14 protein-coding genes and 1 pseudogene are annotated in these 16,751 nt (G+C 58.9%); 9 read left to right on the plus strand and 6 right to left on the minus strand.

Annotated features, from left to right (window positions below):
- The first annotated feature begins 66 nt into the window (after positions 1-66).
- Both HY028_05855 and mscL read left to right on the plus strand, forming a co-directional pair.
- Positions 67-531 (plus strand): DUF4124 domain-containing protein, encoded by a 465-nt coding sequence (locus tag HY028_05855; protein MBI3344362.1) that lies wholly within the window; start codon positions 67-69, stop codon positions 529-531.
- A 221-nt stretch (positions 532-752) separates the two neighbouring features.
- Entirely contained in the window at positions 753-1,097 is a 345-nt protein-coding gene (mscL, locus tag HY028_05860; GenBank protein ID MBI3344363.1) for a large-conductance mechanosensitive channel protein MscL, read from the plus strand.
- 304 nt (positions 1,098-1,401) lie between these two features.
- Here mscL and HY028_05865 read toward each other — a convergent pair whose 3' ends face one another.
- A complete protein-coding gene (locus HY028_05865) occupies positions 1,402-2,409 on the minus strand; it encodes a sodium:calcium antiporter (GenBank protein MBI3344364.1) in 1,008 nt (335 codons plus the stop codon).
- A gap of 126 nt (positions 2,410-2,535) precedes the next feature.
- Between HY028_05865 and HY028_05870 the strand changes: the two genes are divergently transcribed.
- The gene (locus HY028_05870) at positions 2,536-3,051 is read left to right on the plus strand and encodes a TIGR00645 family protein (GenBank protein MBI3344365.1); all 516 of its coding nucleotides are present in this window, start codon (positions 2,536-2,538) and stop codon (positions 3,049-3,051) included.
- A gap of 92 nt (positions 3,052-3,143) precedes the next feature.
- On the opposite strand, the gene phoR is transcribed toward HY028_05870, so the two are convergent.
- From phoR to HY028_05885, 3 genes are all read right to left on the minus strand, one after another.
- A complete protein-coding gene (gene phoR, locus HY028_05875; GenBank protein MBI3344366.1) occupies positions 3,144-4,457 on the minus strand; it encodes a phosphate regulon sensor histidine kinase PhoR in 1,314 nt (437 codons plus the stop codon).
- A gap of 113 nt (positions 4,458-4,570) precedes the next feature.
- Positions 4,571-6,598: a sodium-translocating pyrophosphatase gene (locus HY028_05880; GenBank protein ID MBI3344367.1), complete on the minus strand. Its 2,028-nt coding sequence runs from the start codon at positions 6,596-6,598 to the stop codon at positions 4,571-4,573.
- A 50-nt stretch (positions 6,599-6,648) separates the two neighbouring features.
- Positions 6,649-7,968 carry a 6-phosphofructokinase gene (locus tag HY028_05885; GenBank protein ID MBI3344368.1) on the minus strand — a complete coding sequence of 440 codons (1,320 nt, stop codon included), beginning with the start codon at positions 7,966-7,968 and terminating at the stop codon, positions 6,649-6,651.
- A gap of 482 nt (positions 7,969-8,450) precedes the next feature.
- Between HY028_05885 and HY028_05890 the strand changes: the two genes are divergently transcribed.
- From HY028_05890 to HY028_05900, 3 genes are all read left to right on the plus strand, one after another.
- A complete protein-coding gene (locus HY028_05890; protein MBI3344369.1) occupies positions 8,451-9,584 on the plus strand; it encodes an adenylate kinase in 1,134 nt (377 codons plus the stop codon).
- A gap of 153 nt (positions 9,585-9,737) precedes the next feature.
- The gene (obgE, locus tag HY028_05895; GenBank protein ID MBI3344370.1) at positions 9,738-10,796 is read left to right on the plus strand and encodes a GTPase ObgE; all 1,059 of its coding nucleotides are present in this window, start codon (positions 9,738-9,740) and stop codon (positions 10,794-10,796) included.
- Positions 10,797-10,868: 72 nt separating this feature from the next.
- Entirely contained in the window at positions 10,869-11,993 is a 1,125-nt protein-coding gene (locus HY028_05900; protein ID MBI3344371.1) for a glutamate 5-kinase, read from the plus strand.
- A 64-nt stretch (positions 11,994-12,057) separates the two neighbouring features.
- Here HY028_05900 and speE read toward each other — a convergent pair whose 3' ends face one another.
- Positions 12,058-12,912, minus strand: a complete 855-nt coding sequence (speE, locus tag HY028_05905; protein ID MBI3344372.1) for a polyamine aminopropyltransferase — start codon at positions 12,910-12,912, stop codon at positions 12,058-12,060.
- Between the two features lie 87 nt (positions 12,913-12,999).
- Here speE and speA point away from each other — a divergent pair, with 87 nt between their 5' ends.
- On the plus strand, positions 13,000-14,886 hold the full coding sequence (gene speA, locus HY028_05910; protein ID MBI3344373.1) for a biosynthetic arginine decarboxylase: 1,887 nt from the start codon (positions 13,000-13,002) through the stop codon (positions 14,884-14,886).
- Positions 14,887-14,897: 11 nt separating this feature from the next.
- A pseudogene (gene nudF, locus HY028_05915) lies at positions 14,898-15,502 on the plus strand (ADP-ribose diphosphatase).
- Positions 15,503-15,515: 13 nt separating this feature from the next.
- On the opposite strand, the gene HY028_05920 reads toward nudF, so the two are convergent.
- On the minus strand, positions 15,516-15,950 hold the full coding sequence (locus HY028_05920; protein MBI3344374.1) for a hypothetical protein: 435 nt from the start codon (positions 15,948-15,950) through the stop codon (positions 15,516-15,518).
- Between the two features lie 183 nt (positions 15,951-16,133).
- Between HY028_05920 and HY028_05925 the strand changes: the two genes are divergently transcribed.
- Entirely contained in the window at positions 16,134-16,586 is a 453-nt protein-coding gene (locus tag HY028_05925) for a transposase (GenBank protein MBI3344375.1), read from the plus strand.
- The last annotated feature ends 165 nt before the right edge of the window (positions 16,587-16,751 follow it).

Raw genomic sequence — 16,751 nt, forward strand, 5'->3', positions numbered from 1 at the left:
ATCTCCGCTTGCCCTCGGCGAGCAGCTTCAGTAGTATGGGTCACCACTTGCACAAAGGGGGTGCTCATGCGGCGCTTTGGGATTGGTGTTCTCCTCATATTTTTCCTCAGCCCGGCGGTTCCGTATTCCGCGGCGGCGCAGGCGGCGGGCGTCTATAAATGGGTGGATGAGCAGGGCAAGGTGCATTACGGTGACCGCCCCGGTAACAGCAACGCCAGTAAGATCGCCGTCCCTAAATCACCCCCCGCCACGGATAACAGCCTCAGCGAGCGCAACGCCAAGCGCGATAAATTGCTCCAGACGATGGAGGAAGAGCGAAAGCTTAAGGAAGAGGACAACCGCAAGGCCAAACAGAAGTCCGAAGAGCGCAAACAGCGCTGCATAGAAGCTCAAGACAAGTTAAAACTTTATGAGAGGGCGCGATATATTTATAAGCCCGCCGAAGGTGGCCAGGAAATTATCTTCAGTGAAGAGGAACGTGAAAAGGCGACCGTTGAGGCCAGAAAGGCGGTTGAGGAATGGTGTCGTTGACAGGGCGGTTGCCAGAGCGTGTCTTATAACTTATTGTTATCAATTAGTTACATATCTAAATTAAAGTTATTTCTTCGATATAAATCCAGCAGCGTGATTTAAGCCGATTGCGCTCGTCCCTGCTCCAGGGTAGTTAAAAGGACAAGCGATGTGGCCTTGGCGCCGGCGACTGTCTCGGGTATTTGAGGTCTACTTACAATAACTATGAGGAGAGATGGCTTATGAGTTTTATTTCCGAGTTCAAGGAATTCGCCGTCAAGGGAACTATGGTAGACATGGCCGTCGGTATCGTGATTGGTGTGGCCTTTGGTAAAGTGGTCGAGTCACTGGTCAAGGATATCATCATGCCGCCTGTCGGGATGCTGCTGGGCGGCGTCAACTTTTCTCACTTGTATCTCAATCTAAGCTCGCAAGACTATCCGAGCCTGGAGGCCGCGGAACAGGCCGGTGCGCCGCTGCTTAAATACGGGAGCTTTATTAGCTCCTTGGTGGATTTCCTCATCATCGCGCTGGCCATTTTCGTAGTCGTCAAGGTGATCAACAAGCTGAAGACTATGAGGGCCTAGCAGACTGTTGGAAAACAGCCCGCTATTAGACCTATAAGGGAAAGCCAGGCGCTGAAAACTCCATGGGAGAGCAGCGAAGCTGCAAGCGGGTTTGCCATGGATGGCAAGTCCTGAACACCTAAGGAATCCCTGATTTATTCATGCTGAACCGCCAAGACGCCAAGGGCGCCATGATTTTTTCCCTACAATTCAAGCCTTTTTTCTTGGTGACCTTGGCGCCTTGGCGGTTGGCGATATATTTTTCAGAGCTTCCCTAAGCGTAGCAGGACTGCGTAGCGCCATGATGGAATTATTCAGAGTTTCATTAGGTGAAGTTTAGCACCACCGCGATGTAGCCTGCGTACAGTATCCCGTTCACGCTCACATGCCAGACGCGCAACTGACCGCGTTGCAGCATGAGGCGTATCCACAGCGCCGCCGCTAAAGTCACCATCACGCCGAGTACCACGTCCAGGCGCGGCCCCCAGGGGGTGAGCATGATGCCGATGGCGGGCAGCAATGTGCCCTGAAACACCATCGCGCCGGTGACGTTGCCGAAGGCGAGCGTGTCCTTGCGCTTGCGTATCCACAGGATGCTGTTGACCTTCTCCGGCAGTTCGGTGGCAATGGGGATAATCAGCAGCGACAGCAGCAAGGCCGAGATACCGATCAGCGGCGCGGCCTCTTCAATCCCGTGGATGAAACCCTTGGCGCCCAGCACCAGTAACGCAAGGCCCATGCCGAGTTGCGCCAGGATAACCGGATAATTTGCCGGCAATCCCACACGGCACAACAGCATCGCGCCGTGCGCCTCGGTGGCGTGACCATCTTGTACCAGCTGGGCCGAGGCGCGCAGGGTGAGCAGGATATAGACAAAATAGGTCAGCACCAGGCCAAAGCCGATGGCGACGCGCACGCTGTTGAACTCATGCGGAACGAACAGCGCGACGGCGGCGAGCGAAAAGGCGAGCAGAAAGAAATTGAGGTCGCGTGTGAGCCCGGTCCTTTCCGGTGCGAAATGGCCATTCAGCCCGCGTTTTTTCACCGTGGCGACGAGCAGCAGAAACAGGGTCAGCGTGGACAGCATGAGCGGCGCGCCGAGGATGGCGCCGACGCCGATCTCGTGATTGAGTTCCATGTTCTCCGTGCCCGCGAAGATGGCGAGGATCGGCACCATGGTTTCCGGCAGCGCGGTGCCGACGGCGGCGAACAACGAGCCCACCACGCCCTCCGAGATTTTCAGGCGTTCACCGAGGTGCTCCAGGGCATTGCAGAATATCTCTGCCGCGACCAATATCACCAGCAACATCAGAATCAGGTAGCCAAAAATCATGAGTAGACCCGAGTTGGATAAAGTCGGCCTATTCTAGGGGATAGGGGCGGGACGGTAAATGCAAATGATAAAATAGTCAGTCTATTTTGGTATTATTGGCGCTCGATTATGGCCAAGGGGCGATGCATGAGCAAGACCATTAACCTGCTTGAGAAGTTTATCTTTTGGAGCCGCTGGCTGCAGGCGCCGCTCTATGTTGGCTTGATTATCGCCCAGGGCGTCTATGTCTACCACTTTGCAGTGGAGGTGGGCCACCTGGTTGCGAAGACCACCAGCTTAACCGAAGCCGAGATCATGCTCATAGTGCTGGGGCTGATTGATGTGGTGATGATCGCCAATCTTATGGTTATGGTGGTCATCGGCGGCTACGAGACCTTTGTCTCGCGGCTGGATCTGCACGATCATCCCGACAACCCTGAGTGGCTTTCCCATGTGAGCGCGGGGACGCTCAAGGTGAAGCTGGCGATGGCTCTGGTCGGTATCTCCTCCATTCACCTGCTCAAGACGTTCATCAATGCCGCCGATATGGCTGAGGCGACCATAAAGTGGCAGGTGATTATCCATATTACCTTTGTGATCTCGGCGCTAATCCTGGCCTATACCGATAAGTTGCTGGTTAAGCCAATTAAAGCCAGCCACTAGCTAGCCACTAAAATTTACCGCGGAGGACGCAGAGGAGAAACAAACTATTTTGATCTTATTCCTCTGCGTCCTCCGCGGTAATAAATTGACTTTCAGTTTTCCGGAACTTCAGCAGGGCCTGTAATCGCCGAATGGGGAAAATCACAACTGAACGTGCTGCCCTTGCCGGGTTCGCTTTCGATGCGGAGTTGCGCGGCGTGACGGTTCAGTACGTGCTTGACGATGGCCAACCCAAGCCCGGTGCCGCCGCTCTCGCGTGAACGCCCCGCATCCACCCTGTAAAATCTCTCGGTAAGACGCGGGATATGGTGCGCGGCGATACCCACTCCATTGTCTCGCACCACCATGTGCCCCCCCTGCGCATCACGGAGCCAGCGAACCGCGATCTCACCGTGAGCGGGCGTATATTGCACGGCATTAAATACCAGATTTGAGAAGGCGCTCCGCAATTCTTCCTCGTTGCCGTAGGCTTTAAGTGTTGGGTCTGCATCGAGCGTGATGGAGTGACCGCGCTCCTTGCTGAGCTCGCGCGCATCCCGGACGATGGTCTCCAGCAAGTCGGGGACGGCGATGATCTGTTCATTGTGGATTCTATGATTCATCTCCAGCCGCGACAGCATCAGCAGGTCGGTGACGATGTGTTGCATGCGCTCGGCCTGATGCTGCATCAGTTCCAGGGAACGCAGCAAATGAGGGGGACACTCATCGTAGGCCTCCGTCAGGGTTTCCAGATAACCGTTCAACACCGTCAGCGGCGTGCGTAATTCATGCGAGACATTGGCCACAAAATCGCGCCGTACCTGTTCCAGACGGTGCACGTGCGTGCTGTCGCGCGCCACCAGCAACTGACGCTTTTTGCCGTAGGGGACGATCTGGATAGTCACTACGATCTCGCTGTTGACGGAGGAGGGCAGCTCCGCTGTTTTGGAGGGGTCAGCCGAGTTGAGCAGGCCGATAAAATCGGGGTGGCGCAGCAGGTTGACGATACGCTGCCCCAGATCTTGAGGGGAGCGCAGGCCCAGCAAATAGCCGGTCGCGGCATTGAACCATTCGATCTCACCGTGAGGCCCCAACACCACGATCCCGTCCGGCAAGGCGGCGGCCGCCTCCTCGAAACGGTCCACGGCGCTTGCCAGCTTGCGCTTTTGCTTGCGGGTGCGCGCCTCCAGACGGTATATCTCGGTGGAAATATCCTCCCATACTCCCACGGAGAACAGGGGGGAAAACTTTTCTTCATTTTTGAGCCAGTGCAGCAGGCGATAAATATTAACCAGGTGCGAGGCGAGGTAGGCGAGCAGGGTTAGCGACCCGGCCAGGATGAGATGACCGGCGATCAGTCCCAGGATCAGGGCGGCGAGGGCGAGCCCTATGACATAACGAAGTTCGCGCAGCCAACCGCTAGGCATAAGTCCGTCTCCGTTATGGCAGGAGATTGAAGGAACCCTCTCCCCATCGGCTACGCCCCCCTCGCTTCGCTCTCCCCGCTTTCGCGGGAGAGGGGGGAATTGATGAAAGTCTCTTATAAGAGAGGGACGATTAACAAGGCCACGATGTTGATGATCTTGATCATCGGGTTGACCGCGGGACCGGCTGTATCCTTGTAGGGGTCGCCTACGGTGTCGCCGGTGACGGCGGCTTTATGGGCCTCCGAGCCTTTGCCGCCGAAGTGGCCTTCCTCGATGTATTTCTTGGCGTTATCCCAGGCGCCGCCGCCGGTGGTCATGGAGATGGCCACGAACAGGCCGGTGACGATGGTGCCGAGCAGCACGCCGCCCAACGCCTGCGGGCCCAGTATCAGACCTACGGCGACCGGAACCAAGACCGGTAGCAATGACGGCACAATCATTTCTTTAATAGCCGCCTTGGTGAGCAGATCCACCGCGCGCGAGTAATCGGGCTTGGCGGTGCCCGCCATGATGCCGGGGATTTCCTTGAACTGACGCCGCACCTCGACCACTACCGACGCGGCCGCGCGGCCCACGGCCTGCATGGCGAGCGCGCCGAACAGATAGGGCACCATGCCGCCGATCAAGAGACCGATAATGACCATATGATTGGAGAGGTCAAACGTCTGCTCGCCGCCCAGGTGAGACTTGAGGGCGTGGGTGTAGTCGGCGAACAGCACCAGCGCCGCAAGACCGGCCGAGCCGATGGCGTATCCCTTGGTGACCGCCTTGGTGGTGTTGCCCACCGCGTCCAGCGGATCGGTGACGTCGCGCACCTCTTTGGGCAAGCCCGCCATCTGCGCGATGCCGCCCGCGTTATCGGTGATCGGGCCGTAGGCGTCGAGCGCCACGATGATGCCCGCCATGGACAGCATGGAGGTCACCGCAACGGCAATGCCATACAGCTCGGCGAGCTGGTAGGCGCCTAAAATACCTAAGCAGATCACGATCACCGGCAGGGCGGTGGACTTCATGGAGATGGCCAGACCGGAAATGATGTTGGTGGCGTGCCCGGTGGTGGAGGCCTCGGCGATGTAGCGCACCGGCGAGTACTCGGTCGCGGTGTAGTACTCGGTGATGACCACCAGCGCGGCGGTAACCATGAGGCCAATGAGGGCGGCGCCGTAGAGATTAATCACGGTGTAGCTGCCATTATCCGCCATCAGCCACTGGGTGACGAAATAAAACGCAATGGCGGAGAGTCCCCCGGCCACAATCAGGCCGCGATACAGTGCGTTCATGATCTTGCCGCCCTCGCGCGCGGTGACGAAGAAGGTGCCGATGATGGAGGCGATGATGGACACCGCGCCCAGCATCAAGGGATAGAGCACGGCGTTCGCGCCCGCGGTGGCGAGCACCAGGCTGCCGAGCAGCATGGTGGCGATGATGGTTACCGCGTAGGTCTCGAACAGGTCGGCGGCCATACCGGCGCAGTCGCCCACGTTGTCGCCCACATTGTCGGCGATCACCGCCGGGTTACGCGCATCGTCTTCCGGGATGCCGGCCTCTACCTTGCCCACCAGGTCCGCGCCCACGTCCGCGCCCTTGGTGAAGATGCCGCCGCCGAGACGTGCGAAGATGGAGATCAGCGAGCCGCCGAAGGCGAAGCCGACCAGGCCGTGCAGCGTCTCTTCCTGGGTCGCACCGAACAGCGGGGCGAGCGCATAGTAGCCCGCCACGCCGAGCAGCCCTAAACCCACCACCAGCATGCCGGTGATGGCGCCACCGCGGAATGCGACCTGCAGGGCGGCGTTAATGCCGCTGCGCGCGGCCTCGGCGGTGCGCACGTTGGCGCGTACCGAGATGATCATGCCGATGTAGCCTGCCGCGCCGGACAGAACCGCGCCGAGGGCAAAGCCGATGGCGGTCTTCCAGCCCAGGGCGGGCACAAAGCCGATGACCAGGAACAGCGCCACGCCGGCCAGGGCGATGGTGCTGTACTGGCGATTCAGGTAGGCCATGGCGCCTTCCTGGATTGCGGCGGCGATTTTACGCATGGCCTCGTTGCCGTCGGACTTGGCAAGTATCCAGCGCATGGACACTGCGCCGTAGACGATCGCGGCGAAGGCGCAGGCAAGACTGATGATGAGAGCTGCTGACATTACGTTTTCTCCCTGGTTAAGTTACGAAAGTTGGCCGAATGAATTCGGCCCTACTTTTTTACTTCAAAAGCTGTTTTGAGCTTCTTCGGCACCGCCGTGTTCTTGAGGCGCACATACTGCGGCAGACCGTTTTTGTAAGGCGGATAGTCTTCGCCGGAGATGAGCGGCTCCAGGTAGACGCGGCACTTGTCGGTGATGCCGAAGCCGTCTGGCGTGATGAAGTCCTTGGGCATCATCTTTTCCACGTTGGCGACCTTGGCAAGCGACGCCATGCCTACTTTCCACTTATAAGGTTTGCTGGAGACGCGCTCCACCGTGGGCATCACGGCATTGTGACCCTTGAGGGCAAATTCTACCGCTGCCTTGCCCACGGCATAGGCCTGCGCCACGTCGGTCTTGGAGGCGATATGGCGCGCGGCGCGTTGCAGATAATCCGCCACCGCCCAATGATACTTGAGTCCCAGCCCCTCTTTAATCATGTTAGCCACCACCGGCGCGACTCCGCCCAGTTGCGCGTGGCCGAAGGCGTCGCGCAGACCCTGATCCGACAGGAACTTGCCGTCCGCGCCCTTCACGCCCTCGGAGACTACCACCGAGCAATAGCCGAATTTTTTCACCAGCGCGTCTACCTTGGCGAGAAATTTTGTCTGAACGAAGGGGACCTCGGGGAATAGGATGACGATAGGGATTTCGCAGTCCTTGCTCGAGGCCAACCCCCCCGCCGCGGCGATCCAGCCTGCGTGGCGGCCCATCACCTCGACGACAAATACCTTGGTCGAGGTCTTGGCCATGCTGGCCACGTCGAAGCTCGCCTCGCGGGTAGAGACGGCGATGTACTTGGCGACCGAGCCGAAGCCGGGGCAGCAGTCGGTGATAGGAAGGTCGTTGTCCACGGTCTTGGGCACATGGACCGCTTGCAGCGGATAACCCAGTTTCTCGGAGAGTTGCGAGACCTTGAGGCAGGTGTCGGCGGAGTCGCCGCCGCCGTTATAAAAGAAATAGCCGATGTTGTGCGCCTTGAAGACTTCGATGAGACGCTCATACTCGGCGGTCGCTCCCGGCGTCCTGCCTCCCGCGACACTAGTACTTCCGTGTACGTCGCGGCTTTGATCTAAACTCTTGAGTTTGAAGCGGCACGAGCCGAAGGCGCCGGAGGGGGTATGGCGCAGTGCGGCGATGGCCTTGGCGGATTCCTTGCCGGTGTCTATCAAGTCTTCGGTGAGCGCGCCGATAATACCGTTGCGCCCGGCATAGACCTTGCCGATCTTGTCCTTGTGTTTGCGCGCGGCCTCGATCACGCCGCAGGCGGAGGCGTTGATGACGGCGGTGACGCCGCCGGATTGAGCGTAAAAGGCATTCTTCTTTGGCATAGAGGTTCTCAACTTAAGGTCAACAAAAAGATGTTTGGATATTCGCGCTCGGGGTCGCTCTTACGCATCCTGTGACGTACAGGGACGTACTAATGTCGCGGTAGGCAGGATGCCGGGAGCGACCGTCCGCGACATTCGCAGAACCCTTCGCTGTCGCTCTTCCCTGTGCAGCATAAGCAGGCATACTAACGGGTAGTCACTTTGCATTGCAGACGCTCCGTGTGCGGCGAGCTGTTTTTTGATCTTTTAACTCCCTACTCTGGACGAAATGTCATCGGATACGGTTAAATATCCGGCTTATAAATTTGCCCAAGGATACTCTAGATTGAAAATTTTTTCACGGAGTTCGTTGACTTCTATATGAATCTAAGAGTAGCTTAGCGCGTGCCGTGGATGAAGGCTATGAATAACAGCTCATAATTACCCGCAGGAGAAGGTGAACTGAGATCAAAAATGACCACTGCAAGAAAGGGGAAGGCCTTATGAGAATAATTCTGTTAGGGGCGCCCGGATCGGGTAAGGGTACACAGGCCAAGTTGCTGGCCGAAAAATATAAGATTCCACAAATCTCCACTGGCGATTTGCTGCGTGCCGCCGTCGCCGCTGGCACGCCGCTGGGGCGGCTGGCAAAGGTCATCATGGATGCCGGCCAATTGGTCTCCGATGAAATCGTGTTGGGGATGATACAGGATCGCCTGGGGGCGCCCGATGCCCGCAAGGGCTTTATCCTCGATGGTTTCCCGCGCAATATCCAGCAGGCCGAGGCGCTGGACAGCCTGCTGGAAAGGCTGGGCCAACCTCTGCAAATGGCGCTGCTCATCGAGGTTGACGTTGACATCCTGATGCAGCGTCTCACCGGCCGGCGCACCTGCGAATCCTGCGGCCAGACCTACAATATCTATACCTCTCCCTCCAGGCTGGACGACAAATGCGACAAGTGCGGCGGCAACCTGCGGCACCGGGCCGATGACAACGAAGAAACCATAGGCAGCCGGCTGCGGGTGTATGAGGCGCAGACCACTCCGTTGCTTTCCTATTATCGCAAGCAGGGCAAGCTGCGCGCCGTTCAAGGTGTTGGCGAAATTGCCGATATTAACCGGGCGGCTTCTAAATTGGCGGATGAAGTGGGCAAACAGCCCGCGGCTGCGGCGGCTCCGGCTCCTGCGGTGGCGCCAGCGAAGCCTGCCGTGCATGCCGCGCCTAAGCCCGCCGCTGCTAAAGCCGGCGCCCAACCGGCGGCCGCAAAGCAGCCCGCCGCCAAGAAGGCTGTGGCCAAAAAGACCGGCGGAAAAGTCTCACCACGGAAGAAAGCAGCAACCAAGCAGGCAGCTCCAAGGAAGGCAATAAAAAAGGCAGCGTCCAAGAAGGGGGCCAAAAAGATGGCCATAAAGAAGAAGGCAGCATCCAAGAAGCTGGTAGTAAAAAAGACGAAGACAACTACTAAGAAGGAGACCGTAAAAATGGCAATTAAGAAAGCAGCAACAAAGAAGAAGGCAGCTCCTAAAAAGGCCGCAGCTAAGAAGAAGGCAGCCCCTAAGAAGACTGTCAAGAAGGCAGCACCAAAGCGGAAGACTGTAGCCAGGAAAAAGGCAGCCCCCAAGAAGGCCAAGAAGTAATTCGGGGATACTGCTGGCCATGCCGCCATAAGAAGCGGTAATAATGACGAGGTCATTAGAAAGATGATGTAAAATTAAGCGGCTTCGGCCGCTTTTTTTTTGCTAAGGCTGCCTCCCCCGGCTTACATTTCTCACTCTTGACGGTAGCAGACTATGAAGTTTATTGATGAGGCCTTAATCCGGGTAGAAGGAGGAAGCGGCGGGGCCGGGTGCGTGAGCTTTCGTCGCGAGAAATTCATTCCCTACGGCGGCCCCAACGGCGGCGACGGCGGTGATGGCGGCAGCGTGCATCTGATCGCCGCTCCGGAGCTGAATACCCTGGTGGACTTCCGTTATCAGCGGCAGTTCCGTGCCATGAACGGCCAGAAAGGCATGGGCAGTGATTGCACCGGAAGGAGCGCTGAGGATGTCTGGATCAAAGTTCCGGTCGGCACGCTGGTCATGGATACCGACACCGGCGAGTTGATGGGCGATTTGACCCAGCCCGGCCAAACCCTGCTGGTCGCGCGCGGCGGCTTCCATGGATTGGGCAACGCGCGCTTCAAGAGCAGCACCAACCGGTCGCCGCGCCAATTCACCCCCGGCACGCCGGGCGAGACGCGCAACCTGCGCCTGGAGTTAAAGTTGCTGGCCGATGTGGGCCTGCTCGGCATGCCCAACGCGGGCAAATCTACCTTCATCCGCGCGGTGTCTGCGGCGCGGCCGAAGGTTGCCGATTATCCCTTTACCACCCTCCACCCGCACCTGGGGGTAGTGAGCGTGGAGAATCATCGCAGTTTTGTGATCGCCGATATCCCCGGCATCATAGAAGGCGCAGCGGAGGGGGCGGGCCTCGGTGTGCAATTCCTGAAGCATCTGGCACGCACCCGGGTGCTGCTGCACCTGGTAGATGTAGCAGCCGATGACGGCGCTGACCCGGTAGAGGCGGTGCGCAAGGTAGGGGCCGAGCTTAAAAAGTTCAGCCCCGAGCTTGCGGCGCGCGAGCGCTGGCTGGTGCTGAACAAGATGGATAGGGTGCCCGAGAGCGAACGCGCGGCGCGTATGCGCGACATCGTCAAGCGGCTCAAGTGGCGTGCCCCGGCCTACGCGGTGTCCGCCATCAACGGCGAGGGATGCCGTAAGCTGACTTTCGATATTATGGAGTATCTGGAAAAACAGATACAAGATACAAGGGAAAAGGGGAAAGGGAAAAGGGAAAAGAGGGAAGAGTAAAGCGCGCGCATCCGTGTTCACTTGTATCTTGTATCTTGTATCTTGTATCTTTTCTCTTGTATCTTGTCTTCCATGTCACACAGACAACAACTCGGAAAATCGCGCCGCTGGGTCATCAAGATCGGCAGCGCACTGCTGACCGCCGATGGGCGCGGTCTCGACACCGTCGCTATCAGAGGCTGGGTGGAGCAGATGGTACGGCTGCGCGAGCGCGGTACGGAGTTGGTGCTGGTCTCCTCCGGCGCGGTGGCCGAGGGCATGAAACGCCTCGGCTGGACGAAACGCCCCGTCGCTCTGCATGACCTTCAGGCCGCCGCGGCGGTCGGGCAGATGGGCCTGGTGCAGGCGTACGAGTCACACTTTCAGACCCACGCCATCCACACCGCGCAAATCCTGCTGACGCACGAGGATCTTTCCAACCGTAACCGCTATCTCAATGCGCGCAGCACGCTGCATACCCTGATTAAGCTCGGCGTCATCCCGGTCATCAACGAAAACGACACGGTCGCCACCGACGAGATCCGCCTGGGCGACAACGACAACCTGGCGGCCCTGGTCGCCAATCTGGTCGAGGCCGAATTGCTGGTCATCCTCACCGACCAGGCCGGTATGTACGAGAGCGACCCGCGCCAAAATCCGGACGCCAAATTGATTCATGAAGCGCCCGCCGGCGATCCTCAATTGGAGATCATGGCGGGCGGCGCCTCCGGGGCATTTGGCCGCGGCGGCATGCTCACCAAGATCCAGGCCGCCGCCCGCGCCGCCCGCTCCGGGTGCGCAACCCTGATCGCATCCGGGCGAGAGCCGGAGGTGCTGGTGCGCATCGCGCAAGCCGAACAGCTCGGGACCTTGCTGCTGCCTGCTCAGGAGCCGATGGCGGCGCGCAAGCAGTGGCTGTCCGCTCAGTTACAGGTGCGCGGACGTTTGACCCTCGACGCCGGCGCCGTTAAGGTATTGCGCGAAGCGGGTAAAAGCTTGTTGTCGGTTGGCGTGACGGCGGTGGAGGGCGACTTTGTGCGCGGCGAAGTGGTGGCGTGTATGAGCACCGAAGGCAAAGAGATCGCGCGCGGCTTGGTGAATTACAGCGCCGACGAGGCGCGCAAAATCATGCGTCAGCCGAGTGACAGGATTGAAGATCTGCTAGGCTATGTGGATGAGCCGGAGTTGATCCATCGGGATAATTTGGTGTTGGTTTAAGACAGTGTAGGGTGGGTACCGTTTCTGTGCCCACCGTCACGTGGGCACATAAGGCGTGCCCACCCTACCTTACTTGTAGCTGCTCGTGTAAATACTCCGGAAGCGCGAACGCCGCTTTATGAAGCGCGGCATTGTAATAGCGGGTGGTAAAGGCTTTACTGTGCGCGGCCTGTTCACGAAAGCTTGCGACCGATGTATCTTTCCCAGCCAAGGTCGCGCTCCACCAGCCTGATGGATAAGTACATTGCGGAAAGTGCAAGGTGCTCACATCGGCAAAGCCCGCCGCGCGCAGGGCGCTGTGCATGGCGATAATTAAATCGGCGTGAAATAATGGCGACTCGCTCTGCCCCACAATAATCCCGCCCGGTTTTAGGGCTCTCCGGCAATCCCGGTAAAAGACTTCGGAAAATAAGCCCGCTGCGGGGCCGATCGGATCGGTGCCGTCCACGATAATGACATCACAACTCTCCGGCTGAGCCTCTTTCATCCACTTAATGCCGTCGCCAAAGTGAAACCGGGCGCGCGGATCATTATTAGAAGCGGTGAGTTCGGGGAAGAATTTTTCGGCTACACGGGTCACCCGCTCGTCCAGTTCCACTTGCGTAACGCGTTGCACAGGATGTTTGAGCACCTCATGCAGCGTGCCGCAGTCGCCGCCGCCGATGATAAGCACGTCCTTCGGGGCGGCATGCGTGAACAGGGCAGGGTGGGACATCATCTCGTGGTAGATGAAATTATCTCGGCCGGTCACCATCACCAGCCCGTCCAGGGTCATGAGCCGGCCGAAGGTTTCGGTCTCGTAGATCTCGATGCGCTGATAGGGCGACTGCTCATCGTGCAGCTTGGCCTTGGTCTTGAGTGAAATCGCCGAGCCCTGCCCCTCCCATTGCTCGGTGTACCAGGTGTCGTCTAACGTCATGTTTATTCCCATTTGGTGAACTCGCCAGGAACGGCGATAATAGCAGAATTGGACGCGGCAGCGGGACCGGGATATGAAAGGGGCGCTATGAGTGATTGGACGATAGAGCAGGCGCGTGAGGCGTATAACCTTAAGCATTGGGGCGGCGGTTATTTCGATATCAGCGAACAGGGGCGTCTCGTCGCGCGTCCCGGCCGCGCGGCGCAAGGGGATATTGATCTCCATAAGCTCAGCGGGGAGATCGCCGCGGCGGGTCTGAAGCTTCCCGTGCTGGTGCGTTTTTCAGACATCCTGCACCAGCGCGTGGACACGCTGTGCGAGACCTTTGCGCGCGCCATGCAGGAGGAGTCCTACCAGGGTAGCTACACCGCCGTGTATCCCATCAAGGTCAATCAGCAGCGTCACGTCGTTGAGGAGATCCTCAAACACGGCGGGCCACGAGTCGGGCTGGAGGCCGGCAGTAAGCCCGAGTTACTGGCCGTGCTCGCCCTGTCTGCCCAAAACGGCGGGGTGGTGATCTGCAACGGTTATAAAGACCGCGAGTATCTGCGCCTTGCCCTCATCGGTAGAAAACTTGGCCACCGCGTGTACATCGTGATTGAGCGCCTTGCGGAGTTGGAACTGGTGATCGAGGAGGCGCGTGCGCTGGATATCAAACCGCTGCTGGGCGTGCGCGTGCGGCTCGCATCCATCGGCGCGGGCAAGTGGCAGAACACCGGCGGCGAGAAGTCCAAATTCGGTTTGTCCGCCGCGCAGGTGCTGCGCGTGGTGCAGCGGCTGCGCGAGGCCGATATGCTCGATACCCTGCAACTGCTGCACTTCCACATGGGCTCGCAGATCGCCAATGTCCGCGACATTCAGCTCGGCATGCACGAGTGCGCACGTTACTATGCAGAACTGCACGCGCAAGGCGTGGCGCTCCAATGCGTGGACGTGGGCGGCGGTTTGGGCATAGATTACGACGGCACGCGTTCGCGCAGCTTTTGTTCCATGAATTACAGCGTGCAGGAGTACGCCAACAACGTGGTGCATGCCTTGTATGAGATCTGCGCGGTTCGCAATCTGCCCCATCCACACATCATCACCGAGGCGGGACGCGCAATGACCGCCCATCACGCAATGCTCATCACCAATATCATAGACGTGGAGCGCGCCCCGGGCGAAAATTCAGTGACGGCTGTACGCGAGGATGAGCCGCGCATCATCCGCGATTTGTGGGAGGGCTTGTGCAGCCTGTCGAGCCGCTCCGCGGTAGAGGTCTATCACGACGCCGTGCACGGGCTCACCGAGGCCAATGAGATGTTCACGCACGGCGTGCTGAGTCTGGAGCAGCGTGCACGCGCCGAGCAGATCTATTCGGCGATCTGCTGGAAGGTGCGCGAACTCTTGCAGAACGGCCCGCGCGCGGGGCGAGAGATGCTGGATGAGTTGAACGAAAAACTCGCCGACAAATATTTCTGCAATTTCTCCCTGTTTCAATCCATGCCCGACGCCTGGGCGATAGATCAAATCTTTCCGATAATGCCGCTGCATCGCTTGGACGAGCGCCCCGCGCGCCGCGTCACGCTGCAAGACATGACGTGCGACTCGGACGGGCGCATTGATCTCTATGTGGATGGCGAAGGTGTGGAGACCAGTCTACTGCTGCATCCGCTGCGCGCAGACGAGCCCTATCTGCTGGGTTTTTTCTTGCTCGGCGCCTATCAGGAAATCCTCGGCGACATGCATAACCTGTTCGGCGACACCGATTCGGTGCACGTCGAGCTGCGCCCCGACGGCGGCTATGAGCTGGTGCAGCCGCTGCGCGGCGACACCGTGGACACCGTGCTGCGTTACGTGAATTTCAATGCCGAGGAGTTGTTGCAGACCTTTCGCGCCAAGATCGCCGCCTCGACATTAAACGCGGCGCAGCGTGAGGGCTGCTTGCAGGAGTTGCAAGAGGGTTTGACCGGTTACACCTATCTGGAAGATTAGGCGCGACCTCTATGACGCGAAAATATGAAATTATCGAGCGCGAGGTACGCTATCAGGGTTTCTTTCGCCTGGAGCGCTACCGCTTGCGTCATGAATTGTTTTCCGGAGGGATGAGTCGTGTGCTTACGCGCGAGCTGTTCGAGCGCGGCCACGCCCCGCCGCCGTGCTGCCCTACGACCCTGAACGAGATGCGGTAGTGCTGATTGAGCAGTTCCGTATCGGCGCACTCGACGACGCGCATGGCCCGTGGCTGCTGGAGATCGTGGCCGGGGTGATGGAAGCGGGCGAGGGTGAGGAGAGCCTGGTGCGGCGCGAAGCGGTGGAAGAGGCGGGCTGCGTGCTCCTGGAGCTACAGCCGATTTGCGAGTTTCTGGTCAGCCCAGGCGGCACGAGCGAGCGCATCAGCCTGTTCTGCGGGCGCGTGGACAGCACCACGGTGAACGGCGTGCACGGCGTTCACGAGGAGGGAGAAGACATCATGGTGCACGTGCTGCCGCTGCAGGAAGCGTTGCGCGCCGTCACGGAAGGCAGAATCCGCTCTGCCAGCCCTATCATCGCACTGCAATGGCTGGCTCTGCATCGTGACGAAGTGCGCGCCCATTGGGGCGCGCACTAGTCATTCTCTTTCCTCACTCCCGAATCACCACAAGCTTATCTGCCCCCGACTCCGGCAACCACACCTCGCCGGGCCGGCCGAGGATCTGGCGCACGCGCGCATTGCGGCTGTTGCTCTTGAGCACGGTGAACTTTTCGGTTTTGGGGTCGAAACGCAGCGTGGCGTTGGCACCGAAATCAGACAGCCAGACGATGTCCTTGTGGTCCACGTACACGGCGTAGATCTGCGGGCTGTCGCCGGGGGCTTTCCAGGCGCGCCACTGATTAGTTTTGGGGTCGTACATCGACACCTGGCCGGAGAGCCATTCGCTGACCCAGATGCGGTTTTGGGAATCCGCCCACACGCGGCGCGCGCCCTGCTTAGGCGTGGGTGGCTCGATGATTGTTGCCTTGCCGGTTTGGGTGTCGATGCGCGCAATGTGTGAACCGGCGAGCGAAGCGTAATACACGCTGCCATCCGGCGCGGTGCAGATGCCGTATGGGCCGCGGCCGCGCGGGGCGTCGAACACTTCGACCTTGCTGGTTTTGAACAAAAGGGGACGCTACCCTTTATTCTTGGCCGCCATAATGATAAATTCTGCTTATGCCCCGCCTTGCCCGCACTGAAGGGGGATATTCTCGCGTATTGTCTGATGACCAACCACATACACTTCATCGCCGTACCGTCTACCGAGGAGGGCCTGCAACAAGTACTTAAACCCTTACACATGCGCTATGCCCAGCGGATCAATCGTGAGCGCGGCTGGAAAGGGCATATATGGCAAGGACGGTATTTCTCTTCTGCCCTGGATGATGACTATCTTTGGGCGGCTATACGCTACGTGGAGCGTAACCCGATAAGAGCCAGAATGGTTCGGAAGGCGGAGAATTACCATTGGTCCAGCGCGGGCTGGCACTGCGGATTGAGACCAGACCCGTTACTGACGACAAAGCCGACGTGGCGCAGGCAGTTTGAAGGCATAGGCGACTGGTCAGCCTGGCTAGCCGAGGGTGACGAGCCGGAGAAGCTGGAAGTATTACGGCGTAACGTGGATAAAGGCCTGCCCTGCGATCAGAGAAGTTCATCCAGAAACTTGAGAAATTGACGGGCAGAGCGTTACAGTACCGCCCACGCGGGCGACCGAGAAAAACGAATGATGAATAAGGGTAGCGTCCCCTTTTAACACCTTATTTCCAGCCAGACAATCATTCCTGGATTCTTTCTGGCTAGGTGTCCAATGGGCGAAGTGGCTGAGGTGCTGGTAACGACG

Source organism: Gammaproteobacteria bacterium (genome assembly GCA_016195665.1).
GTDB lineage: Bacteria > Pseudomonadota > Gammaproteobacteria > SURF-13 > SURF-13 > JACPZD01.